General features: G+C 65.4%; 22 protein-coding genes and 1 tRNA gene. 16 read left to right on the top strand and 7 right to left on the bottom strand.

Annotation, left to right across the window (positions count from 1 at the left end; translation table 11 throughout):
* Positions 1 to 129: 129 nt before the first annotated feature.
* From ABIC25_RS21555 to ABIC25_RS21565, 3 genes are all read left to right on the top strand, one after another.
* Positions 130 to 2,712, top strand: a complete 2,583-nt coding sequence (locus ABIC25_RS21555) for a tetratricopeptide repeat protein (RefSeq protein ID WP_354563101.1) — start codon at positions 130 to 132, stop codon at positions 2,710 to 2,712.
* 830 nt (positions 2,713 to 3,542) lie between these two features.
* A complete protein-coding gene (locus ABIC25_RS21560; protein WP_354563103.1) occupies positions 3,543 to 4,829 on the top strand; it encodes an oxygenase MpaB family protein in 1,287 nt (428 codons plus the stop codon).
* Between the two features lie 65 nt (positions 4,830 to 4,894).
* Positions 4,895 to 5,947: a fused (3R)-hydroxyacyl-ACP dehydratase subunits HadA/HadB gene (locus ABIC25_RS21565; protein WP_239399176.1), complete on the top strand. Its 1,053-nt coding sequence runs from the start codon at positions 4,895 to 4,897 to the stop codon at positions 5,945 to 5,947.
* Positions 5,948 to 5,956: 9 nt separating this feature from the next.
* Here ABIC25_RS21565 and ABIC25_RS21570 read toward each other — a convergent pair whose 3' ends face one another.
* Together ABIC25_RS21570 and ABIC25_RS21575 are read right to left on the bottom strand one after the other, a co-directional pair.
* Positions 5,957 to 6,433 carry a DUF8821 family protein gene (locus ABIC25_RS21570; protein ID WP_354563104.1) on the bottom strand — a complete coding sequence of 159 codons (477 nt, stop codon included), beginning with the start codon at positions 6,431 to 6,433 and terminating at the stop codon, positions 5,957 to 5,959.
* Positions 6,434 to 6,513: 80 nt separating this feature from the next.
* Positions 6,514 to 6,939, bottom strand: coding sequence for a nitroreductase family deazaflavin-dependent oxidoreductase (locus ABIC25_RS21575; protein ID WP_004022194.1), 426 nt, complete (start codon positions 6,937 to 6,939; stop codon positions 6,514 to 6,516).
* A 145-nt stretch (positions 6,940 to 7,084) separates the two neighbouring features.
* Between ABIC25_RS21575 and ABIC25_RS21580 the strand changes: the two genes are divergently transcribed.
* The gene (locus tag ABIC25_RS21580) at positions 7,085 to 7,564 is read left to right on the top strand and encodes a methylated-DNA--[protein]-cysteine S-methyltransferase (RefSeq protein ID WP_354563105.1); all 480 of its coding nucleotides are present in this window, start codon (positions 7,085 to 7,087) and stop codon (positions 7,562 to 7,564) included.
* 198 nt (positions 7,565 to 7,762) lie between these two features.
* Here the strand turns inward: ABIC25_RS21580 and ABIC25_RS21585 are convergent, their stop codons facing one another.
* A complete protein-coding gene (locus ABIC25_RS21585) occupies positions 7,763 to 8,671 on the bottom strand; it encodes an alpha/beta fold hydrolase (RefSeq protein ID WP_248642798.1) in 909 nt (302 codons plus the stop codon).
* Positions 8,672 to 8,901: 230 nt separating this feature from the next.
* Between ABIC25_RS21585 and ABIC25_RS21590 the strand changes: the two genes are divergently transcribed.
* Together ABIC25_RS21590 and ABIC25_RS21595 are read left to right on the top strand one after the other, a co-directional pair.
* Positions 8,902 to 10,500 carry an AMP-binding protein gene (locus ABIC25_RS21590; RefSeq protein ID WP_354563106.1) on the top strand — a complete coding sequence of 533 codons (1,599 nt, stop codon included), beginning with the start codon at positions 8,902 to 8,904 and terminating at the stop codon, positions 10,498 to 10,500.
* Positions 10,501 to 10,590: 90 nt separating this feature from the next.
* Complete coding sequence (locus ABIC25_RS21595) at positions 10,591 to 11,445, top strand: helix-turn-helix transcriptional regulator (RefSeq protein ID WP_354563107.1); 855 nt, start codon at positions 10,591 to 10,593, stop codon at positions 11,443 to 11,445.
* An 83-nt stretch (positions 11,446 to 11,528) separates the two neighbouring features.
* On the opposite strand, the gene ABIC25_RS21600 is transcribed toward ABIC25_RS21595, so the two are convergent.
* Positions 11,529 to 12,407 (bottom strand): enoyl-CoA hydratase/isomerase family protein, encoded by an 879-nt coding sequence (locus ABIC25_RS21600; RefSeq protein WP_354563108.1) that lies wholly within the window; start codon positions 12,405 to 12,407, stop codon positions 11,529 to 11,531.
* A gap of 160 nt (positions 12,408 to 12,567) precedes the next feature.
* Here ABIC25_RS21600 and ABIC25_RS21605 point away from each other — a divergent pair, with 160 nt between their 5' ends.
* The 9 genes from ABIC25_RS21605 (at position 12,568) to ABIC25_RS21645 (ending at position 20,668) form a co-directional block, all read left to right on the top strand.
* Positions 12,568 to 13,137 carry a recombinase family protein gene (locus ABIC25_RS21605; RefSeq protein WP_101821395.1) on the top strand — a complete coding sequence of 190 codons (570 nt, stop codon included), beginning with the start codon at positions 12,568 to 12,570 and terminating at the stop codon, positions 13,135 to 13,137.
* Positions 13,134 to 13,436, top strand: a complete 303-nt coding sequence (locus ABIC25_RS21610) for a hypothetical protein (protein WP_004022198.1) — start codon at positions 13,134 to 13,136, stop codon at positions 13,434 to 13,436. Before ABIC25_RS21605 ends, ABIC25_RS21610 begins: the two co-directional genes overlap by 4 nt.
* A gap of 289 nt (positions 13,437 to 13,725) precedes the next feature.
* The gene (locus tag ABIC25_RS21615; protein WP_101821393.1) at positions 13,726 to 14,145 is read left to right on the top strand and encodes a chorismate mutase family protein; all 420 of its coding nucleotides are present in this window, start codon (positions 13,726 to 13,728) and stop codon (positions 14,143 to 14,145) included.
* 1 nt (position 14,146) lies between these two features.
* Positions 14,147 to 16,276 carry an aminodeoxychorismate synthase component I gene (gene pabB, locus ABIC25_RS21620; protein WP_101821391.1) on the top strand — a complete coding sequence of 710 codons (2,130 nt, stop codon included), beginning with the start codon at positions 14,147 to 14,149 and terminating at the stop codon, positions 16,274 to 16,276.
* Complete coding sequence (locus ABIC25_RS21625; RefSeq protein WP_101821390.1) at positions 16,273 to 17,163, top strand: prephenate dehydrogenase dimerization domain-containing protein; 891 nt, start codon at positions 16,273 to 16,275, stop codon at positions 17,161 to 17,163. Before pabB ends, ABIC25_RS21625 begins: the two co-directional genes overlap by 4 nt.
* On the top strand, positions 17,160 to 18,101 hold the full coding sequence (locus tag ABIC25_RS21630; RefSeq protein WP_101821388.1) for a diiron oxygenase: 942 nt from the start codon (positions 17,160 to 17,162) through the stop codon (positions 18,099 to 18,101). The genes ABIC25_RS21625 and ABIC25_RS21630 overlap by 4 nt, the downstream gene beginning before the upstream one ends.
* A 52-nt stretch (positions 18,102 to 18,153) precedes the next feature.
* The gene (locus ABIC25_RS21635; protein WP_101821479.1) at positions 18,154 to 18,627 is read left to right on the top strand and encodes a GNAT family N-acetyltransferase; all 474 of its coding nucleotides are present in this window, start codon (positions 18,154 to 18,156) and stop codon (positions 18,625 to 18,627) included.
* A 38-nt stretch (positions 18,628 to 18,665) separates the two neighbouring features.
* Positions 18,666 to 19,754 carry an ATP-binding protein gene (locus ABIC25_RS21640; protein ID WP_257881307.1) on the top strand — a complete coding sequence of 363 codons (1,089 nt, stop codon included), beginning with the start codon at positions 18,666 to 18,668 and terminating at the stop codon, positions 19,752 to 19,754.
* Between the two features lie 182 nt (positions 19,755 to 19,936).
* Positions 19,937 to 20,668, top strand: coding sequence for a dienelactone hydrolase family protein (locus ABIC25_RS21645; protein WP_101821386.1), 732 nt, complete (start codon positions 19,937 to 19,939; stop codon positions 20,666 to 20,668).
* A gap of 15 nt (positions 20,669 to 20,683) precedes the next feature.
* On the opposite strand, the gene ABIC25_RS21650 is transcribed toward ABIC25_RS21645, so the two are convergent.
* Positions 20,684 to 21,154 (bottom strand): DUF6389 family protein, encoded by a 471-nt coding sequence (locus ABIC25_RS21650; protein WP_354563110.1) that lies wholly within the window; start codon positions 21,152 to 21,154, stop codon positions 20,684 to 20,686.
* Between the two features lie 57 nt (positions 21,155 to 21,211).
* Between ABIC25_RS21650 and ABIC25_RS21655 the strand changes: the two genes are divergently transcribed.
* Positions 21,212 to 21,751: a hypothetical protein gene (locus tag ABIC25_RS21655; protein ID WP_354563111.1), complete on the top strand. Its 540-nt coding sequence runs from the start codon at positions 21,212 to 21,214 to the stop codon at positions 21,749 to 21,751.
* A gap of 76 nt (positions 21,752 to 21,827) precedes the next feature.
* Here ABIC25_RS21655 and ABIC25_RS21660 read toward each other — a convergent pair.
* Both ABIC25_RS21660 and ABIC25_RS21665 read right to left on the bottom strand, forming a co-directional pair.
* Positions 21,828 to 21,901: transfer RNA gene (locus ABIC25_RS21660), tRNA-Pro, on the bottom strand.
* Between the two features lie 150 nt (positions 21,902 to 22,051).
* Positions 22,052 to 22,315: a GlsB/YeaQ/YmgE family stress response membrane protein gene (locus ABIC25_RS21665; RefSeq protein WP_033204961.1), complete on the bottom strand. Its 264-nt coding sequence runs from the start codon at positions 22,313 to 22,315 to the stop codon at positions 22,052 to 22,054.
* Positions 22,316 to 22,319: the final 4 nt, after the last annotated feature.

Genomic DNA, 22,319 nt, shown 5'->3' on the forward strand with positions numbered 1-22,319 from the left:
GGCACGCCGTTATTCCGACAACAAACGGTTTCAAACGTCGAAAGGACGGGTGGACCCGAACAGTAGGGAGCTCAAGTGACCCGAAGGGCCGGCGTAAAGCCAATACGGCAACTTTTGAGCCTGCCATCGGTGGCGGTGTATGCGGTCGGTGCAGCCCTGTCAACGAGCCTTCTTGCGGCACTAACGATGCTAGAGGCCCCGATCTGGGCCAGAGCATTGGCGATCCTGTTTGGTGTAGCGGTCGCTGTAGCCCTTGAGCGCGCGAAGTATCAAAAAGAGGTACTCGACAACACGTCAGCGAATTCTGCCCTGCAGGCCCAAGAAGACAGGGAACTAAGTCGCAGAATCGCACACCTGGACTATCTTTTCTCGACCGAATGGCCTCCTCCAAAGGTCTCTGAAGTCAATCGAGCGACGATCGGAGTCAAGGTACCGTTCCAAGATGCCAAGCAAGAATCGAAGGACGACGAGAACTATGTCACTCGCGATATCGAGTCAGTTGCTAAATCCAAAGTCAACAGTCTCGATGCGCTGTTGATCGTCGGCGATCCAGCGAGCGGGGCAACTCGCACCGCGTATGAAATTGCGGCAGCTACCTCGCCAAACTATTTAATCCTCGCACCAGCAGCCGATTCCGGGCTCGAGCAAGCATTCATTGAGTTGGAAGCCCACCTTCTCCTTGAAGGAACACAACGCGCGGTCTTGTGGTTAGACGAAATTCACAGATATACGACCCCCGATGACAGTATCGCGCTCGTGATTAAGCGGTTAAAGAATCACTTCGCCCACCTCAGAGTAATAGCCACAGTCCCTTCGGGGTTGCTATTTCGCACCTGGGCTAGCAGCTATAACCACACACGTTCATTGTTAGGTGAACCATTAGTAATCCCTAGACCTCCCTCCAATACTGAACTAGAAGAGGCCCGAAGAAAGATACCGAATTATGATTGCTCAGGAGGAATCGCCGTCGCATTTACCGCGCATCGGACCCTCCTCGATCGGATGGCCGAAGGCAATACTCATTGCCAGTTTGAGGCAGATAATTCGGGGTGCAGCGTGTCACGAAATGTTCTCGCTGTCACTTCTACTTGGTCGCAAACCGGGACCAACCAAGAGCTTTCCGTCTCAATATTAGAATCTATTCTTAAGGGTCTTCCAGCAGACGGTACGATAGGAATGAAACACCTCCAATCTGCTATTGATTGGGCCACCCTACCAATCCTCGGCGGATTGTCGCTACTAACCAGAGACGGTCCTGCCGATAATTTCAGAGAGAATACTATCGCCCTCAATGCAGTCTTAACACCCTCAATTTACAGTGAACAAAATGCGGCCAATGTTTTAGTATGGAAAGAGGCGATCCAGCAAGCGATCTCCCTCGATGATTCAGAATCGCTTGGACGCATAGGATTTTGCGCTCAGGAGCGTGGGCTTCTCGAACTAAGTGAAACCGTATGGTCGAAAGTTAGTGACTTAGGCGATCCAGCGGCCAAGTGGCTGAGTCTCTCAGTAGAGGCTTGCCGTGAGTCTTATAGGGACTCCGACCTCATCACGCTGCTCCAACACCAGTTGCGCCTTGTGGAGCGTGAGCACGGGGCAATGAGTGTCGAAGTAGCGAATATTCTGGAAGACCTGGGCGCGAGTTGGCGTGAGCTTAATCACGGGAACCTGACCCTTGAGCTATACCAACGTTCCTTAATGATCAGGGAAAGCGTCTATTCAAGGAACGATCCGAACACAGCGTTAACGCTTAGCAGACTGGCGGAAATGTGGAGCACAGCAGGCGCATATGGTACTGCGATCAAACTCGTACGAAGAGCGCGACAAATTGCTGACGACGACCCCCGAATTGATATTCTAGTGCGCGCCGAGATCATATGCACAACCGCGAGCGTGCACATAGATTCCGGACGTTACCCCCAGGGACTCGCTTTCGCAACGGAAGCAAATAATCTACTCGTCGAGCACAATAATATTCCTATTGCGACTGATGAATTTTCGAGGATAGCTGCTGAGATCAAGCATGTTTTGGGTTACGCTTACTACAAGAATGCAAAATACGAAGAATCGTTTTCTATTCAGAATGAGTTAGTTAAACAGCTAAGAAAAATTGTGGGTGCGCACCGCTTGTTGGCGCGAGAACTGAATTGCACAGGAATGTCATTGTATGAGATGGGCAGAATAGATCAGGCCGAGCCATTCTACGCCGAGTCGCTTGCGGTTTCAGAAGCATTACCAGGTGTCACTCGCGACGGCGCATCTTACCTCAACCTGGGCAACTGTAAACTCTATAGGGGAGACGCAGAGGGGGCCTACCCATACCTCATTAAAGCGAAGAACTATTTCGAAAGAGCAGCAAATGCCGACTTAGCCCTAGTCTATACACTATCTAGTCTCGCAATGGCTGAAACTCATCAGAAGAAATATAAATCAGCCCAGAATCATCACAAGCGCGCGATAAAAATAGCCGAGAAACTGTTTGGTTCTGAGCACATCGAAGTCGGCCATATGCTGGTTCCTGCAGCCGATAATGACCTTCAGTTCGAGCGTAGGCAGCGAGCAAAGACGCGGTACCTACGCGCGCTCCGCATTTACCAAAGATCGAGCATACCCATAGACCATCCACGCTTTGTTCGGCTTAGGGAAGCAATCCGAGATAGTTTCCCAGAGTTAATTATTACTAGTGACGGGGAGACAATGAGCACCAAGTAGGCGCAAACCTATCGTTGGAGCTCCCATAGAGCTAGGACGGACGCACAACCGTTTACCGCATGAGTGACTGCCTGCCTAGTTGGACTGATCCGACCGGTTTCGTACGCAGTCGGCGGGTGAGCTGACTCGCGGTGCTGTGGCAGACAACGGAACCAAGCCCCGAGTGCTCGGATCAGTAACTCGACCCACTATCCGTCATCACCCCGCGTGGTGCTGACACCGATAGCGGTTGCAGTTCGCCAATATCCGATTCATGAACACGGTCGCGGATTTCTGGCGTTCGTACCCGCACAAGACATGCCCACGCGCCGGTCGCCGGGGTCGGTCCACGACAACCGCTGGCATCGGTGCCGGGTCAAGATCCGGTCCACCGTCGAGATATTCAACCCCAGGTGAACCCGAAGCAGGCCGGGCCCAAGCGGCGGGAGCCGCGTAACTCGACGACTGGCGCTCCTGGCGACGGCTGTCGCGAGGGGGACACGAACGCGATCGGCTGGACCGGTCGACCACCCGACTGACCCCGAGTCGCGGCAGCGATGCGCTCACCGGTTTGCCGGGGTGACCGACATGACCGCCAGATTGAACCGGTCTGCCGCGCGGCGAGGGGCCACCGGTCGTCACAACACCCTAGCCAGACGCAACGCGCCAACTGGTGACATCGGTGAATTCGGGCGAGACATGAAGGCCTCCGGTTGAGGAAGACGGTTCGTTGACAGCTCCACCTCACCCGGAGGTCTTCCCTTATGTCTGGTCGACTCAAAAAGCGGTATCCAACGTCCTGGGTCAGTGCATATAGTCACCGACCGGCTAATGCGGGTGATACAAATGGGATGATCAGTCTCACGTCTGGAGTTCCTGTGTCCCTCTCGCCGCCACCCGACGCTCCGGCCTTTCCCGCGGCGGTCGCCTATGAGTCCGCGATGTCGAACCGCCGTCTGCGACGTGTCCGTACCCTGGTCCGGCGAGCGACCCGCAAGGACCTCTTCCCGGACCCGGAGCACCTGCGCACCTTCGCCGAGGACATGTTGCGCACCGACCCGGTCGCCGAACGTTTCGTCGACGAGGTGTACGGCACGCTGGGCGGTGAGACCGCGCGGGCGCTCCTCGATCAGGCACTCACCGACGGTCTCGACAGCATCAGTGATCCCCCACCTGCTCTGGTCGACCTGTTCGAGGAGTTCGAGACCGTCCCGGACTGGGTCGACCCCGAGCTGATCGCGGAGGGCGAGGCCATCTGGCGCCGGTGGGGCACCGGCCTGTTCAGTGTCGCCGGCGGAATCACCCTGGAGATGTACACCGAGGCCGCTGTCGCGAAACCGCTCTCACTGGCCGGCGGTTATGCAGGCGACAACGCGCTGCGCCGGTTCCTGGAGACCTCGCGCTTCTGGATCGACGTCTCACAGCCCGGGGCGCTGCTCACACCGGGGTCGCAGGGTCGTGCGACGGCGATGCGCGTTCGGGTCATGCACGTGTGGGTTCGTCGCACCGTCGCCGAGCATCCGGAATGGGATCGGCAACGCTGGGGGGATCCGATCAGTCAGTCGTATCAACTGCTGACCCTGCTGGGCGGCAGCGTGGTGCCGGCGATGGCGCTGTGGCTCACCGGAGTACAGACGACACCCCGCGAGATCCGCGTCCTGCTGCACTACCAGCGTTACCTGGGCCACCTGCTCGGTGTGCGCACGCAGTGGTACCCCGAGACGATCGCCGACTCCTTACGGCTGCTGGCCTTCGTCACCTCCACCCGCACGTACGACGCCGGGGACGATGGTGCCGAGCTCATCGAGTCGTTTCCGGCGGCGTTCGCGAAGAGCGGCTCGACCGGACTGCAGCGACTGCGCGGCAGATACAACGCGGCCATGTACGCGGCATATTCGAGCATCTACATGCTGCCCATGACGCGGGTGCGCTACCGGATGCCGAGCCCGGTTCCGGGGATACTCGTCATCGCACTCCGTCTCCCCGCCGTGATCGCCATCGAGACCGCCCGTCGGATCTCACCCGGATTCCGCCGTCTGCACGAGCGGTGGATGTGCCGCCACCGGGAGAACTGGCACGACTGGCAGACCTCGGGGCGGCCGGCGGAGTACGCCCACGGCAAGGGGCTCCGACGCTGACGCGCGACGGCCGCAAACTTACTCCGGAGTTGGACTCGGATCGGTACACCGTTAGCGTGTTCGGGGTGACGCACACTCCGACGACCACCGCCACGACCGCCGATGATCCCGCCGGGATCGAATCCCGAGTCGGGCACTACTACGTCCTCGACGGCTCGTACCAGGTCGGACGCGAGAAGGTGCGCGAGTACGCCCGCGCGGTCCAGGACTACCACGGCGCGCACTGGGAACCCGAAGCCGCAGCCGCACTGGGCTATTCGGGACTCGTCACGCCGCTCACCTTCACCTCGATCCCGGCGATGGCGGCCAACCGGGAACTCTTCGAGAAGGTCATCGTCGGATATGACACCTACGTGCAGACCGAGCAGGTCTTCGAACAGCACCGGCCGATCGTCGCCGGAGACGAACTGACCACCGACGTCGAGCTGAGCAGCGTTCGTCGGATCGCGGGCAAAGACCTGATCACCGTGACCAACACCATGACCGACGCCGCGGGCGAACGAGTGCACACCATGCACACCACGGTCGTCGGCGTGACCGCGGACGAGGTCGATCCCGAACTGAGCAGTGCGGTTCGCAAGGTGATGATGCACGACGTCAACATCTTCAGCCACGACGAGGCTGCCCAACGCTACGTGAAATCGGTTCGTCCCGAGCGCGATGTCCCGGCCGCCGATGACACGGGTCGCACCTCCGGGGCCCGGAGCTTCGACGACCTGAGCGTCGGCGACGAGCTGCCGCCGCACACCATCCGACTGTCCCGCGGCGACCTGGTCAACTACGGCGGTGTCGCCGGCGACGCCAATCCGATCCACTGGGACGAGACGAGTGCGAAGCTCGCGGGCCTCCCCGATGTGATCGCCCACGGGATGCTGACCATGGGCCTCGGGGCGGCGTACGTGTCCTCGTGGTCGGGCGATCCGGGTGCCGTGACCCGTTACGCGGTGCGCCTGTCCCAGCCCGCCGTCGTGTCCCGCGCCGAGGGCGGGGAGATCGAGTACAGCGGGCGGATCAAGTCGCTCGATCCGGCGACCCGAACGGGCGTCGTCATCGTGGTGGCGAAGTCGGGTGGCCGCAAGATCTTCGGTCTCGCCACCCTGAACATCCGCTTCAAGTGACCGTCGGGGTCAGTACTCCCCTTTGATGACGAAGTAGGACCCGCGGATGACGCCGGCGAGTTTCGATTTCTGGCGGGCGAACTTGAACTTCGCCTCCAACTCGGCCGGGACGTCCATACCCTCGGACAGCTTGAACCCGACAGCACGTTTCCCGGCGGGGTCGATGCTGTACATGACGTTGACGGCCAGGCCCGACTCGTAGAACACGTACGACATGTGGAGTCTGCCGTCGTCCGGGCCCACCTCGAAGTCGCTGACCTCAAGAGCCGGCGACGCGATGGTGATGTCGCGCTCGTTCGCCAGGATCGTGGTCACCCGGTCGAGGATGTCGGGTGCTTCCGATGCCGGGACGACGACGAAATCGTGCCCGTACTTCGTCTTGTAATACCGGGCCTCGTTGGCCCGGAGGCCGGCCAACGCCTCGGCGACCGGTGAACTGTCGAGTCCCGTGGTGGAGACATCCTTGAAATCGACGACGTTCCCCATGACGCTCCTTCCGCCTCACTGCCTGAGACAGCGTAAAGCCCCCGGCCGCGGCCGGGGGCTCCAACGGTGAAGCGCGCCCCTCACTCGAGCACGAACACCGGGATCTGCCGATCGGTCTTCGTCTGATACTCCGCATACGGCGGGAAAGCGGCGACGGCGAGCTCCCACCAGTGGTCGCGCTCCTCGCCATCGCTCAGCTCGCGAGCGGTCAGTTCCTTGACCTCGGCGCCGTCCTGCGCGGTCACCTGCGGGTTCGCCTTCACGTTGTGGTACCACGCCGGATGCTCCGGTGCGCCACCCTTCGAGGCCACCATGAGGTACTTGCCGTTCTCCTCGACCCGCATCAGCGGCACGTAGCGCTTCTTGCCCGACTTCGCGCCGGTGGTGGTGAACAGCACGATCGGACGGTCCATCACGGTCACACCGTCGGTGGTGCCCTGCTCGAGGATCTTCTCGGTCTGCTCGCGGACCCAGCCTTCAGGACTCAACTCTGCATTAGCACTCATGGTGGGCGGAACACGACGGCCCAGCCGAATATTCCCAGATACTCCCGGAGCTGTCTCCACCGAAGGGCGCGACTCTGGCGCTACTGTGACCGCACCCCGACTCCGACCGTGAGACCCCGCGATGCCCCCAGCACACAGTGTTCTCGTGCCGACGCCTGTCGGCACCCTGGCCGTCGACAGCGACGGCTCGGCCATCGTGCGCGTGGCCTGGCCAGCGGACGTCGAGGCACCGGCCGGCATCGACTCCGTCGATCCCGTTCTCCCCGAAGCCGCCCGGCAACTCCGCGCCTATTTTGCCGGCGAGCTCACCGAATTCGACCTCCCGGTCGACCTCGGCGGGATGTCGGATGCCGCACGTGCGGTTCTGACCACGCTGCACCGGGAGGTCGGCCATGGCGACACCGTCACCTACGGAGAACTCGCCGCGATGACAGGCACCCGGGTCTCCGCGCGCGGCGTCGGGACCATCATGGGCATCAATCCCGTGCCGCTGCTGATCCCCTGCCACCGCGTCGTCGCCGGTGACGGTCTCGGCGGCTACTCGGGAGGCGTGACCGGCCAGGGACTGTCGACCAAGCGCTGGTTGCTCGAGTTCGAAGGCGCCCTCCCGCCGACGCTGTTCTGACGGCCGCCCGACAGGCGACCACGCGCGACCGCCCCGCTGCCCCCTGAGGAGCGCCCGGAGCTTGCGGAGGGCGCCTGCCCTGCCCCCTGAGGAGCGCCCGGAGCTTGCGGAGGGCGCCTGCCCTGCCCCCTGAGGAGCGCCCGGAGCTTGCGGAGGGCGCGTCACGAAGGGTCCGGGCAACCGAGAGTGGAAAGCCCTTCACTCCACCGCGGCCAGGTGCTCACCGACCAACGCCTGGAGTCGCGACGCGTCGGAGCCGAGCCACATCGACAGGTGGGTGCCTTCGTCGATCGCCTCGAGGCGAGCATCGACCAGGGTGTCCACGGCATGGACACTCTGGTCGAAGGGGACGTCGGCGTCGGTGCGCGCGTGGATCGCCAGCACCGGCGCGGTGATGGCCGCGAGTGGTAGGTCGAGCTCGCGAAACTGGTCGAAGTCGTTGTCGAAACCTGCTTTTCGGCCCCCCGACACGGTGGCGAACAAATCGGTCGCCAGCGCGCGCTGGTCGTCGTCGGCGACGATGCCCGCCGTGAGCTCCCGGATCTGGGCGCGCGACAGATCGCCCTCCCCCGACAGCAGAGTCGAGATGGCCGTGGACGGGGCCTTGGCGGCGAGCGTCGTCGCGAGCCACTGGCCGAAGCGGCTGAACAGAAGCCTCTCCTCGGATAGTTCGAGTCGGCCGCGCAGACTGCTCCGCGGGTCGAACCGCGTGCTGACCGCGGCGACCGCGACCATCGATGCGACGCGGTCCGGCACCGCAGCGGCGAGCGAGTAGGCGGCGGGTCCGCCCCCGGACCAACACATCAGTGCACACCGCTCGATCTCCAGCGCATCCAACACGGCCACGGCCAGCTCCGCCTGCGCCGCCGGAGCACTCGTCTCGTGCGTGAGCGGCGTGCCCAGGTACCCCGGCCGCGAGATCGCGATGACCCGATGCGACCCGGCGAGAAAGCGCGTCATCAGGACGCCCTGGTCGTAACCGCCCGGCGACCCGTGCAGAAAGAGCACGGGCGGGCCCGACCCGACATCGACGGATTCGACCGGTCCCAACGGTGTATCGACAAGGTGCGGTCCGGACGCGTGGGCGCCCGAGTCTGCCAGTCCCATCAACATGCCTCCACCGCCGACGACAGGTGGTGCGACGGTAACGCCGGATCCGGGCTCTCGCGGCGAAAGCGCACGAACCCGAACAAAGAGATGACGCTCGCCCCCAACAGCGAAGCCCCTGTCGCGCCCCGGGGGCAGGGCAGACCCACTTTCGGGGGTAGCGAAGGGTCACGGCGACCGCGCACGATGGCACCGATTACGTCTCGTACCCGACGATTCGGAGGTTCAGCATGTCTCCCGACAACGCTCTGCCGGCCAACGACACCCCGCTGAGCCCGCTGTCGTTTCTCGAGCGCTCCGCGCGAGTGTTCCCGGACCGCCTCGCGGTGATCCACGGCGACCGGCAGCTCACCTACCGCGAGTTCGGGCACCGCGTGGAACAGTTCGCACGAGCCATCCGGACTCGCATCCGGCCAGGTGACCGGGTGGCGTTCCTGTCACCGAACACGCCGGAGTTGCTGTTCGCCCACTACGCGGTGCCGTTGGCCGGCGGTGTCCTGGTCGCACTGAACTCTCGACTGGCCGGGAGGGAACTCGAGTACATACTGGACCACTCCGGGGCCGTCCTGTTGTTCGTCGATGCCGAGTTGTCCTCGGTGGTAGACGGTTTCGGGAGTTCGGTGGCGTCCCTCGACAGCGTCGTGCGAGTCGTCGATCCGACCGTTCCCGACGATCACGCCGGCACCCGCGGCACCGAGGACTTCGCGGACTTCCTCTCCGCCGCGGCCGACGACACCGCCCCCATCCACTGGGGAGTCGACGACGAGAACCAGCCGATCTCGATCAACTACACCTCGGGGACGACAGGTAACCCGAAGGGTGTTCTGTACTCCCACCGCGGCGCCCACCTCAACTCCCTCGGCGAGACTTTCCACAACGGGTTCGACGGCCACACCCGATACCTGTGGACGCTGCCGATGTTCCATTGCAACGGATGGTGCACCACGTGGGCGGTCACGCAGGCCGCGGGCACTCATGTGTGTCTCCGCGCTGTGCGGGGTGCGGACATCTGGAAGGCGATCGACGACCTCGGCATCACACATCTGTGCGGTGCACCGGCGGTCTGCTCCACCATCGCCCAGGCGCCAGGGGCTCATCGTGTCGACGAACTGCGCATCACCACCGCCGGAGCGCCGCCGTCTCCGACCGTGATCGGTCAGCTCGAAGCGCTCGGGTTCACCATCGTGCACGTCTACGGACTCACGGAGGTCTACGGCCCGTACACGATCTGCGAGCATCAGGATTCGTGGTCGGACCTGCCCGCAGACCAGCGGGCCGCGCTGCTCGCCCGCCAGGGCGTCGGCATGGTGCAGGCGGAGACCGCCAGGGTGGTCGACGAGGACATGGTCGATGTACCGGCGGACGGAAAGACCATGGGCGAGATCGTGCTTCGCGGGAACAATGTCATGATCGGGTACTTCCGCGACCCCGAGGCCACCGCAGCTGCCTTCGCGGGCGGGTGGTTTCACACCGGCGATCTCGGTGTGATGCATGCCGACGGATACATCCAGCTCAAGGATCGAGCCAAGGACATCGTCATCTCCGGGGGCGAGAACATCTCGACCGTCGAGATCGAGCAGGTTCTCGTCAGCCACGAGGAGGTGCTCGATGTGGCCGTCATCGGTGTCCCCGACGAGAAATGGGGTGAACGGCCCAAGGCCTTCGTGATCGTCGCGCCGTCGGCCACGGTGACCGCGGATGAACTGCGCGATCACGTACGCCGCCACCTCGCCCGGTTCAAGGTCCCCGATGACATCGTGTTCATCGATGAGCTCCCACGCACGTCGACCGGCAAGATCGTGAAATACGCTCTGCGAGAGCAGAACTGATCCGTTCGTGGACACTTTGCTACGCTGACCCCATCGGATGTGACGGGGGACACTCGACTATTGCAGCCGAGAAGTAGGAGACGAACAGTCGTGAACGACGCCCTGCGGCCCTCCGACCAGGACGCCATCCATGCCGAGTTGCGCGACCTCGGTCGCCGGACCGCTTTCCCGGTCCTGTTCGGCGGCATGGTTCACCGGGGCGATCTGAAGCTGTCCGGACTGGTCGGCACCCGCAGCCAGATCTTGCGCGGGTTGGTCATCCACGCCGAGTGCGGCGCGGGCGGGCGGGCGATCGCCGAACAGCGTCCGGTCGGTGTCCGAAACTACGCGCACTCACGAACGATCACACACGAGTACGACCATCACGTCGGCACGGAGGGTATCCAGACCCTGCTCGCGGTGCCCGTCGTCGTCCGGCGAGAAACCCGCGGCGTGCTCTACGGCGGGCTCCGCCTGGACTCCGATCTGGGCGATCGAGCGGTCGAACCCGTCGTCGCCGGGGCGACCGCGCTCGCGCGCGAGTTCGCGATGCGCGACGAGGTCGACCGCCGTGTTCGGATCCTGTCGGCAACACCACGGACAACCGGCAACGATCCGACACGTGAGCTGCGGGTGTCCGAGGCGATCACCGAGAGTTACCTGGCGCTCCGCGACATCGCCGATCGCCTGGGTGACGATTCACTCAGCGCGGAGATCCACGCCGTCGAGGATCGGCTTCGCCGCCTGGCCGATCCGGATCCGGCACCGACGGTCCGGTTGTCCCGGCGTGAATCCGACGTACTCGCTCACGCCTCGCTCGGCTGCCGCAACGCGGAGATCGCCGAGCGGATGTCCCTGAGCCCGGAGACCGTGAAGTCCTACATGCGCAACCTCATGGTCAAACTCGAGGTGCACAGTCGTCATGAAGCCGTGGTGCAGGCCCGCAGGCTCGGCCTACTCCCGTAGGACGCCCCGGGTCTCGGACGGCCCCTCGACCACCGATGGCACCGGCACGGCGTGCCGGTGCCATCGAGTCGTCCTTGCGACGCCTACTTCTGGGTGTCGAGGAAGTCGCCGGCGGAGCTGAGTGCGCCACCGGCCAACAGCATCCCCTCGGCGGTCAGCATGCCGAGTCCGACGGTGTTCAGATCCTGCAGCACATACTGATTGAGCCACTTCTTGCTCATCTTCAGGGCGAACGTGTCGTAGGACTTGAGTTTCGCCACCAGGGCGTCCACCTCGGCGTCGAGCGACTCCGCCGGTACCGACTTGTTGATCAGGCCGATCTCGACGGCCTCGTCGGCAGTTGCCACCCGGTCGGTGAGCAGGAACTCACGTGCCCGAGTCAGTCCGATTCGTGCCGGCCACAGCAGCGCGCCACCGTCGCCGGGCGGGACCGCGAAGCCGGAGAGGTGCGGATCGCTGAACGTCGCATCGTCGGCGGCATAGACGAAATCGCAGGCCAAGGCGAGGGATGCACCCAGGCTGTGCGCGCCCGGCGCCCAGACCTTCGCCACCATCGGCTTCTCACAGGAGATCGAGTCACGAATGATCGCCTCACCCTCCTTGTACATGGTGAGCATCGCGTCTCGGGCTCCCGCCGCGACGATGTAGTCGGGGTCGTACTTGTCCGGGCTGAAGAAGGTGTGGTCTTTGCCCGTCACCACCACGACCTGGGCATCGGACTCGTGCGCTGCGCGAAACACCCGGGACAGCCCGTTGTGTGTCGCCGCATCGAGTCGTCCTATCTCGATCGTGAAAACACCGTCTTCGATCCGAACGTCGATATCGCCGAACTCTGACCTGGGCGGAACCTCTTTCTCTCGGCGGTTCAGATCACATGTAACGGACGACGATGCGCTCGGCGCTACCCCCGAAGTGGGGTGGACCACCCGGCGCGCCGGGCTCGGGGTCTCAAATTGTCTCATTTGTTTCGGGACGAGCTTTCTTATTTTGCGACAGCACGACCGACTAATGGCTGGTTGCTAGCGACGAGCAGTCTCGAATCTCGGCGTGTCGCGAAATCATGTCGAAACACTTTTGAGATACGCTGCCACGGTGACAGCAGATCCAACACAACCGTCGGGAATGGCCCTCGGTTACGCCCGCGAAACGGTCGGCACCCATCCACTCGCGCCGCAGATCGATGCCTTGACCGAGGCGGGTGTCGATCCCGCACGCATCTACACCGACGCAACAGACCGGTCCATCCCCGCCGGCCACCGCCCAGGCATCGCCGCGCTCCTCGACTACGCGCGTGCGGGAGACGTCACCGTGGTGGTCGGTATCGATCGCCTCGGCCGCACCGTGCCCGAGATCATGGAGATCGCGAACCAGATGACCGGACGCCGCATCGGACTGCGCTCGTTACGCGAGGGCATCGACACCGCCGACCCGGCCGGAGCGATGATCGTCGGGGTCTTGGCGTCGCTGGCCGAACTCGAGGACACGCGCACACCGACCGACCGCTCGACACCGAGAACGCTGCGCGGATCGACCTCGACCATCGGTCGACCACGAGCGCTCGACGCCGAGCAGGTGGCCCGAGCCGAGCAGATGCGCGCACGAGGTGTCGCCGTACCGAAGATCGCGCAGGAGCTCGGCGTCAGTCGGGCGACCCTGTACCGCACGCTCGCCGAAAGGCGTTCGGTCCGTTGAAAACTCCCGACCCCGATCTTCCCGAGCTCGACATCGTCACCGAGCACGGCATCGTCACGCGACTGCCGACGTCGTTCCCGATCTTCGACGCCGAACTCGACGAACATCTCGACCCGGATCTGTTCCAGCAGGGTTTCCTCGACGCCGCCGCCGATCTCGACGCCCTGCCGGCGCCGTGGGCTCGACAACTCGCGTCGTCGACGCTCGCCTGTCCACCCCACCCCGATGACGAGGAACCCAGTTACACCCGCGGTTATCGCGCCGCACTGTACGGACACCTGCGGCACGCGGGAAAGTGAGGGCGGCAAAGGATTCGGCGGGAGCACCGCCCGGAAGGTCGGACTTGCCGCAATCGAACTGCCGCCCGGACAACGCATCTCGCCACGGTGACGTCCCGGTCGATGATGAATCGTGATCAGCTGGTGACGTCAACGCCTTCGAGATCTCGCAGTCGGTGCGACCATGGACCGAGTCGGGGTGTGGGTTCGTCGACGCGAGCCCGGGCGCAGGACCCACGGGGCGGCGCCGCATCTCGGGGCGGTTCAAGCCGGCGGGCCGCACATTCGGACACTTCTAGGTGGTCGCGCCGTGAACCAGACGACGAACATCGACGGGCGAGCGCTGGGTGAGAACGACCTCGGTGCACGCGAACTCGAAGCATTGCGAACGGAATTGGACGGGATCGACGATCGACTGCTCGACACCGTTCGTGCCCGGATCGAGGTGTGCACCCGCATCGCGCGACTCAAACGCCGGCATGCCATCGCGGTGATGCAGCCGGGTCGTGTCGGGGTCGTGCACGAACACGCCCACCGGTTCGCCGTCGAACACGACCTCTCCCCCGACTTCCTGCACGCCCTCTACGACCTGTTGATCGCCGAGACATGCCGCGTCGAGGACCTGATCGTGGCAACCGATCCGCGGCGGGCGATCAGCGATCCGGTGCCCGACGCAGAGCCGGATCGTCACCCTGTCCGGCGCGCGGCCGCCGGGTCGAGCACGGACTGAGGTGGCCGCGGTGCGCACCCTGCTGATCGACAACTACGACTCGTTCACCTACAACCTGTTCGCACTGCTGACCGACGTCAACGGCCGGGAGCCGGTTGTCGTCGCCAACGACGTGCCGTGGGCGTCGGTGGATCTGACGGCTTTCGACAATGTGGTGGTCTCCCCCGGCCCGGGCCGACCGGACTATGTCCGCGACTTCGGGATCAGCGCGCGGGCTCTGACCGACAGTGGGCTACCCGCGCTCGGGGTGTGTCTGGGGCACCAAGGTCTGTGCCACGTGTTCGGCAGTCCGGTGGTGGCGGCCCCGGAGCCGCGGCACGGGCGGGTCAGCGCCGTGCACCACGACGGCCGGGGCCTCTTCGCGGGGCTGCCGTCCCCGTTCCACGCGGTGCGATACCACTCACTGGCCGTGATGGACGTCCCCGACGACTTGGAGGAGCAGGCCTGGTCCGACGACGGCGTCCTGATGGCGGTGCGCCACCGGGATCTGCCGTTGTGGGGGGTGCAGTTCCATCCGGAGTCGATCTGCAGCGAATACGGCCGGGAACTGCTGGCGAACTTCGCCGCGGCAACCCCGGTGCGGGCGCACCGGCGGGGACGGGCAGCATCGAGGACGTCGCCGGCGACGACAAGCGTCTCGGCAGAACGCATGCCGTCGCACATGCCGGGACACCGCTACCGCGTGCGGTCGGTGCGGGTCGACCGGGCGGTGGACGCGCAAGCGGTGTACGAGAGGTTGTTCGCCGACGGTCCGAACAGTTACTGGCTCGACGGTTCGGCGTCCGACGACGAGGACGGCAGGTTCTCGGTCATGGGCGACTGCTCGGGCCCGCTCGCCGAGTACGTGACCTACCGCGTGCCGGAAATGACCGTACGAGTGGAACATTCGGATGGCTCCGGCGAGGTGGTCCGCAGCACATTCTTCGACTATCTCGGCGCGCGACTGCGGGAACGCTCGGTGGCACCGCGGTCGGACCTGCCGGGCGGGTTCGGTCTCGGCTACGTCGGCTATCTCGGCTATGAGCTCAAGGCGGACACCGGTGGACAGTTGGCGCACGCATCCGAGCAGGCCGACGCGGCACTGGTCTTCGCCGACCGCGCCGTCGTGATCGACCACGGGCGCGACTGCGCGTACGTTCTCGCACTGGAACCGGTCGACCGCTCGGAAACCGGCACGTCAGGCCCCGATACCGCGGCATGGTTGCATGCGACGGCGTCGACCATCCGGGAGTCACCGGTGCCACTGGCCGACCCGGCGTCGACCCCGCCGCTGGTCCCGGTGGCGCAGGAGGCGCCGATCGTGTTCCGGCACGACCATCAGACGTATCTGGGACTCGTCGAGGACTGTCTGGCGGAGATCCGGTCCGGGGAGTCCTACGAGGTGTGCCTGACCAACTCGGCGACGGTGCATCGCAGGCTCGACCCCGTGTCCGGGTATTCGTGTCTGCGCGAGATCAGCCCGATGCCCTACAGCGCGCTGCTGCAGTTCTCGGGGTTGTCGGTGCTCAGCGCGTCCCCCGAACGGTTCCTGAAGGTGGCCGCGGACCGCACGGTGGAATCGAAACCGATCAAGGGCACCCGGCCCCGGTCGGCGGATCCCGTGGAGGACGAGCACTTGCGGTGCGATCTGCGAACGAGCGAGAAGGACCGGTCGGAGAACCTGATGATCGTCGACCTCGTCCGCAACGACCTGTCGCGGGTCTGCGAGCCGGGCTCGGTGCATGTGCCGTCCCTGTTCGACATCGAGACCTTCGCGCCGGTCCATCAGATGGTGTCGACAGTGCGCGGGACGTTGCGCGAGGGGTTGTCGGCGGTCGACTGCGTGCGGGCGGCGTTCCCCGGCGGTTCGATGACCGGCGCGCCGAAGATCCGCACGATGGAGATCATCGACAAACTCGAGGCGGGTCCGCGTGGTGTCTACTCGGGCGCCATCGGCTACTTCTCGCTGACGGGTACCGCCGACCTGTCGATCGTGATCCGCACGATGGTCGCGACCGAGTCGGAGGTGACGTTCGGGGTCGGCGGGGCCATCGTCGCGCTGTCGGATCCGGACGAGGAATACGAGGAGACGATGGTCAAGGCCCTGACCATGCGTCGCTGCCTGTCCGTCGCCGCCGAGAGCAGTCCGTGACCGCGTCGACCGCCCCCGGTGTGCGGTCGGTGGTCGTGGCCGGCGGAGCGGGGGCGGTGGGAACCATGTTGGCCGATCGGTGGCGCGGTGACGGCGACATGGTCCACGTCCTGGACGCCACCACAGGCGACGACATCCGGTCCCCGGCTCCGGAGGCGACCGCGCGGATGCGCGACGCCGATGTCCTGGTTCTCGCGGTACCGGAGGACGTGGCGCTCGCCGCGGTGGGAACGGTACGGTCCGTGCTGCGCCCGACGGCATTGCTGGTGGAGACGCTGTCGGTGAAGACGCGGTTCTCGGCGGCGCTGGCCGACATCGACCCCGGCGGGCCGACCGTCGGGGTGAATCCGATGTTCGCGCCGTCCCTCGGTCTGCCCGGGCGGGTGGTCGCGGTCGTCGTCCATCACCACGGACCCGGCGCGGACCGTCTTCTCGACGACCTGGCCCGGTGGGGTGCCCGGACGGAGGTCACCACCGCGGAGCGACACGACCGACTGTGCGCGTCGATCCAGGCGCTCACCCATGCGACGATCCTGTCGTTCGGGACAGCGCTCGCCGACCTGGGAGTCGACGCCGACGACACCGCGCTGCTGGCCACTCCCCCGTTCACGGCCATGTCGGCGATGCTGGCCCGGATCACCGGCGGGACGCCGGAGGTGTACCGGGACATCCAGGAGTCGAATCCGTGTGCGCCGGCGGCTCGAGAGGCCTTGTCGCGGGCCGTCTCCCGGGTGTCGGCCGCCTGCGCCGACGGCACCGGCACAGGCACTCACGGCGACGCCGGCGAGTTCGCGGCACTGCTGGCCCGGGCCGGCGCCCCCCTGGGCACCCGCGCGAACGGATATGCCGCGCTGTGTGCCCGGTTGTTCGACGGACTGGTGCCGTGACCGGCGGACTGCCCGACCACGACGCCTCCGACCCGGTGGAGTCGGCGGTGATCCGCGGGCTCGTCCGCAGCTGGCCGCGGCGAGCGACGGTGCGGCGCACCGAGGCCGAACTCGACGGCCCGACGATGGACGATCTCTACGACGACACCCGATCCGACTTCCCCGAGACGATGCTCCCGTTCGCGGGGCATCCGAGCTGGGATCGTCTCGACGACGACGTCCGGTCGAGAGTTCTGGCCTGGAGTTGGATCGCGTACAACAAGACCGTCATCGACATCGAACAAGACGTGGTGACACCCGGTTTCGGACTGCTGTTCCGAGACGCGTTCGGCACCGGCTTCTCGGATGCTGGTCGAGCGGCCGTGGTGCAGTCGATGGTCGACGAGGAGTACCACACGCTGATGCACCTGAACGCGTCTACACTGACCCGGCGACGGCGCGGCTGGGCGCTGCCGGACGCCGCGCTGCCGGCGTCGACGACGGTGCGGCGGCATCGGGAAGCGCTCGCGCGGGCGGAGTCGACACGAGACGCCGCGCTTACGACTCTCGCGTTCGCCACGGTCGCCGAGACGTCCATCGGGGACTATCTGACCCTGATCGCCGACGACCGGTCGATGCAGCCGGTCCATCAGGCGACCGTCGCCCTGCACCGCCGTGACGAGCGCGCACACGGCTCGGTCGCCGGCGAGATGATCGCCCTGGTCCACGACCGCCTCGACCCCGACGACCGGATCGTCTTGGCGCGGGCCCTGCGTGACGGTGTCGACGCGTTCACGGCCACCGACGGGGCGGTGTGGTCGGCGATCGTCGGCATCGAGCGGATCCCGGGCGGCGATGCGATGCTCTGCGATGTCGCCGCGGACCCCGGTCGCCGGCGCATCCTGCAGGACTGCAGCGCGGTCGACCGCCTGCTCACCCGGTTCGGCGGGGACGGCTGACCCACCACCGGAACGACTGCCCACCTACGGAGGCGCCGCTACGGTGGGACCCGTGAACGTCCACAACAGTGCCCGGTTGGCGACGCCGGCAGATGCGCCGGTGATGGCCGACCTCCTCGATGCGTTCAATCGCGAGTACGACGAGCCGTCGCCCGGTCCGTCGGTGCTGGCTCGTCGACTCCGCGAGCTGCTCTCGGGCACCACGACTTTCGCCATCGTCGCCGGCGACCCGGTCATCTCCGTCGGGTTGGTCACCATCCGGACCAACGTGTGGGTCGACGGCGGCATCGCACTACTCGACGAGATGTACACGACCCCCGCCGAACGCAGCCGCGGACTCGGTGGCGCGGTCCTCACCGCGGCCGTCGCCGAGGCAGCACGGCGAGGCGCCGGCGAGTTCGAGATCGAGGTCGACGAACCCGACGTCGACGCGCATCGTTTCTATGGCAGGCACGGGTTCCCGGTCCGCGACCCCGCCACCGGCGACCGTGCTTTCGTGTTGCGCAAGGAGTTGACCGGCTCGTAAGTCCGATGGAAAGCCGCCCGTGCCAGTAAGGTACGGACGTGGTTCAGCTGACAGTGGGAAACCATCGCGACAACGCGACGACCGACGTCCTCCTCGCCGCCGAGAAGTTCAACCGCCACACCTTCTGGTGCGGCCAGAGCGGTTCCGGCAAGACCTACGCGCTCGGAGTGGTGCTCGAGCAACTGCTGCTGCGCACCCGGCTCCCGCTGCTGATCCTCGATCCGAACGCGGACTTCACACGGTTGCCGGAAACACGTGGCACCACCGACCCGGCGACGGCCGATGCGATCGCGGCCACCGACATCCGGGTACTCCACTCCACGCGGCGCGACGGACAGCAACTGCGGGCGCGGTTCCTCTCGCTGCCGCTCACCGCGAAGGCTGCGGTCCTGCAACTGGATCCGATCGCCGACGCCGACGAGTACAACGTTCTGCTGCACGCCGACGCCACCCTCACCGAGACGTCGGATCAGACCACCTACCTCGACGCGCTTCGCAGTTCGGCGGATCCAGGACACCAGCGGTTGGCCAAGCGGATCGAGAATCTGCAGGTCCTCGACTGGGCGCTGTGGGCGCGGGGCGACGTCGCGGCCACCGACATCATCGACGACCGTCCGCGGGCGACCGTGCTCGACCTCGGCGGGTTCGCCCACCCGGCAGAACCGAAGGTGGCGGCGCTCAGTGTGCTCGAACACCTGTGGGCGCATCGCGACGAGCGGCGCCCCGTCCTCATCGTCATCGACGAGGCCCACAACATCTGTCCGCCCCTCGCCACGAATGCGGTGGAGCAGACCCTGATCGATCGCGTCGTGCAGATCGCCGCCGAGGGTCGCAAATTCGGCCTCTGGCTCCTGCTGTCGACGCAACGACCGACCAAGATCCATCCCAACGTCCTGTCCCAGTGCGACAACCTGTGTCTGATGCGGATGAACGCGCCGCGAGATCTCGCCGAACTCGCCGACACCTTCGGCTTCGTGCCCGAACACCTTCTCGCGGAGTCCCCCGGATTCCGCCAGGGCGAGGCGCTCTTCGCAGGCGGTTTCATCGCGGCCCCCACCTATACCCAGATGGGCGCCCGGATCACCGAAGAGGGCGGCGCCGACGTCGCGGTGCCGCTGACCGTCTAGCGTCGACGACGATTCCCGCGTGGCAGTTGGTCGACCGCTGCTACTGTGTTCACCGTCCGTGCGACAGACCGAGGAGGCGATACCCATGAACGATTCGATGTGGGCGCTCCCCTACGGAGTCACGGTCGGGCGATAGGTCGTCCGGGGCGCGCCGTAGAAGCGCACTCCCGAGAGGCACGACCATGCATTTCATCTCTGAGACCCACCTCGCCGACGGCGTCGTCGAACGGAACTTCGTCCTCGGCGGCATCGCGGGCATCCTGTGGACTCCCGCGACGACCTCGTCACCCGTTCCGCTGATCCTGCTCGGACACCCCGGCGGCCTTCCACAGATGTATCCACGATTGGCAGCCCGGGCGCGGCGGGCCGTGACCGACGGCTTCGCCGCGGCGACCATCGAGACGCCCGGCGGTGGCGACCGACCGACGTCGATGGACGCCGAGCACGCCCGTGCCGACCTGCGTCGGACGCTACAGGCCGGCCATCAGGTCAGCGCCGACATCATCGACCGGCTCGTCCTGCCCCTGGTGGAGCAGTCGGTCCTGGAATGGCGGACGGCGATGGACCGGCTCCTCGAGCTGCCCGGCATCGATGGGCCGGTGGGCTATTCCGGGGGCGTCATCTCCGTCGGCGTCCGACTGGCCGTGACCGAACCCCGGATCGCGGCCGCCGTGCTGTTCGCGGGGAGCTTCATCCCGCGAACGATTCTCGACGAGGCCCAGCGCGTCACGATCCCCCTGCACGTGTTGCTGCAGTGGGACGACGAACACAACGACCGGCAGGCTGCACTGGATCTCTTCGACGCCTTCGGTTCGGCGGAGAAGAGTCTGCACGCGAACATGGGCGGACACACCGGCGTCCCGGCGTACGCGGGTGAGACCGCCGCCGGATTCTTCGTCCGGCATCTGAGGTGACACGGGCGCCGGGCGTCAGATTGTGGAGCCGATTCCGTTCCCGTCGACGCTCGGCCCCACCGGCCGTGGGTCGAGTGTGCCTGTACCCGAACCGATTTCCCAGGCCAGTGGCCCACTGGGGATCAGCGTGTCGAGCCACGTCGCCACGACATCGACGATCGTTTCCTTTAGGTCGTCGCGCGACCACCCCCGCGGTCGCGGCGGCACCGCCGGTTCCCAGCCGAGTTCGCCCCATTCGACGCCGAACAGTCGTCTCTCGTCATCGAACCGGCGGTCCAGTTCGAACGCGTCCGCACCCTCGAATCGCGCCCACACATCGAACGGACCCTCGGCGTCCTGGTCGACGAACACGTCGATCGTCACCCCGTCGATCACCCCGGCGACGTCGGACGCCGCGCCGCCGAGGCGTTCCAACGTTGCTGCGACAACCGCGGATCGCGCCGCAAGGATGTGTGCCAGGCTGCGTCGGTACTCGGCTGCGTCCACGCCGCGAGCCTAAATGGATCGCCCCCCTCGTTCACGGCGTGTCCTGGTCTCATCGTCATGGCGAACCTCGACGCCCTCCGTGTAGGCGGCGAACCCACTCGGATGCACATCGACTTCGCCGGACTCGATGGCTTCTCCTTCGACGACGGTGGCGGGTTCCCGCCGTCCTATCGCGACTTCATCCGCCACTCGGGATGGGCGCGCACGTTCGGTCTGTGGCTCGTGTACCCGCCGGTCCTGCCCGGTTACGCAGACGGATTCGTCGGGCGCGGAGGGCAACTCACCCGCGCGTTCCACGCCGCCTACGCCGACGCGCAGAACGAGGGTTTCGACTGGACGATCGAGCCCGACGGCAGCTGGGAACTCGTCGCGTCGCTGACAGTCTTCGGCTGGAGCGAGAACGGCGACGCACTTCTCTGGGACACCACGGCGCGCGGCGCTCACGGCGAGTTCCCGGTCTGGGAATCCCTGCACATGGACACGCTGCATCGACGCGGGACGAATCTGGCCGAGGTTCTCGACGGTCTGCGCAGCCGGGCCGGCGCGCTCGCTGACGATGTCGTCGACATCCAACCGCTCCCGCCGACTCGGGCCTGACCGTGACGAGTGCAATCGCAGTGCAGTCGGCGAACAGAACAAAACCCTGATGAGCAATGCTCATCAGGGTTTTCTGTCGGGCTGACAGGATTTGAACCTGCGACCACTTGACCCCCAGTCAAGTGCGCTACCAAACTGCGCCACAGCCCGTTGCTCCCTGGAGAAGCGGAGCGAGGTAAAGCCTAGCCGACGAGCACGGTCCCGAACCAATCGCCTGGTCAGGCCTCATTTCGGGCCGGTGGCCAGATGTAGTGAGTCGTTGCTTCTACCGCTACGGAGCGCTACATCTGACACCGGCTGCTAGACCGCCGAACGCTTCTTGAACCAGATCCACCCGGCGGTCACCAGGACCGCGCCCACGAGGGAGCCGATGATGCCGCTGGGGCGGAGTTCGAGTCCGTCGCCGGAGAGCAGACTGATGAGCAGTCCACCGACGAAGGAGCCGACGAGTCCGGCGACCAGGGCGAGACCCCAGTCGACGGTGCGCAGGTTCTTGCCGCCGAGGAGGATCTGCGCGAGGGCGCCGATGACCATGCCGAATACGATGATTGCCAGGATGAGCACGAGA

This window comes from Gordonia sp. PvP123 (assembly GCF_040547295.1).
Classification (GTDB): Bacteria; Actinomycetota; Actinomycetes; order Mycobacteriales; family Mycobacteriaceae; genus Gordonia; species Gordonia terrae.

Bases quoted from the DNA above. Each gene is read 5' to 3' on its own strand.
- ABIC25_RS21560 (WP_354563103.1), top strand. From the start codon at position 3,543: ATGATCAGTCTCACGTCTGGAGTTCCTGTGTCCCTCTCGCCGCCACCC.
- ABIC25_RS21570 (WP_354563104.1), bottom strand. From the start codon at position 6,433: ATGGGGAACGTCGTCGATTTCAAGGATGTCTCCACCACGGGACTCGAC.
- ABIC25_RS21575 (WP_004022194.1), bottom strand. From the start codon at position 6,939: ATGAGTGCTAATGCAGAGTTGAGTCCTGAAGGCTGGGTCCGCGAGCAG.
- ABIC25_RS21585 (WP_248642798.1), bottom strand. From the start codon at position 8,671: ATGGGACTGGCAGACTCGGGCGCCCACGCGTCCGGACCGCACCTTGTC.
- ABIC25_RS21590 (WP_354563106.1), top strand. From the start codon at position 8,902: ATGTCTCCCGACAACGCTCTGCCGGCCAACGACACCCCGCTGAGCCCG.
- ABIC25_RS21600 (WP_354563108.1), bottom strand. From the start codon at position 12,407: ATGAGACAATTTGAGACCCCGAGCCCGGCGCGCCGGGTGGTCCACCCC.
- ABIC25_RS21605 (WP_101821395.1), top strand. From the start codon at position 12,568: ATGGCCCTCGGTTACGCCCGCGAAACGGTCGGCACCCATCCACTCGCG.
- ABIC25_RS21645 (WP_101821386.1), top strand. From the start codon at position 19,937: ATGCATTTCATCTCTGAGACCCACCTCGCCGACGGCGTCGTCGAACGG.
- ABIC25_RS21655 (WP_354563111.1), top strand. From the start codon at position 21,212: ATGGCGAACCTCGACGCCCTCCGTGTAGGCGGCGAACCCACTCGGATG.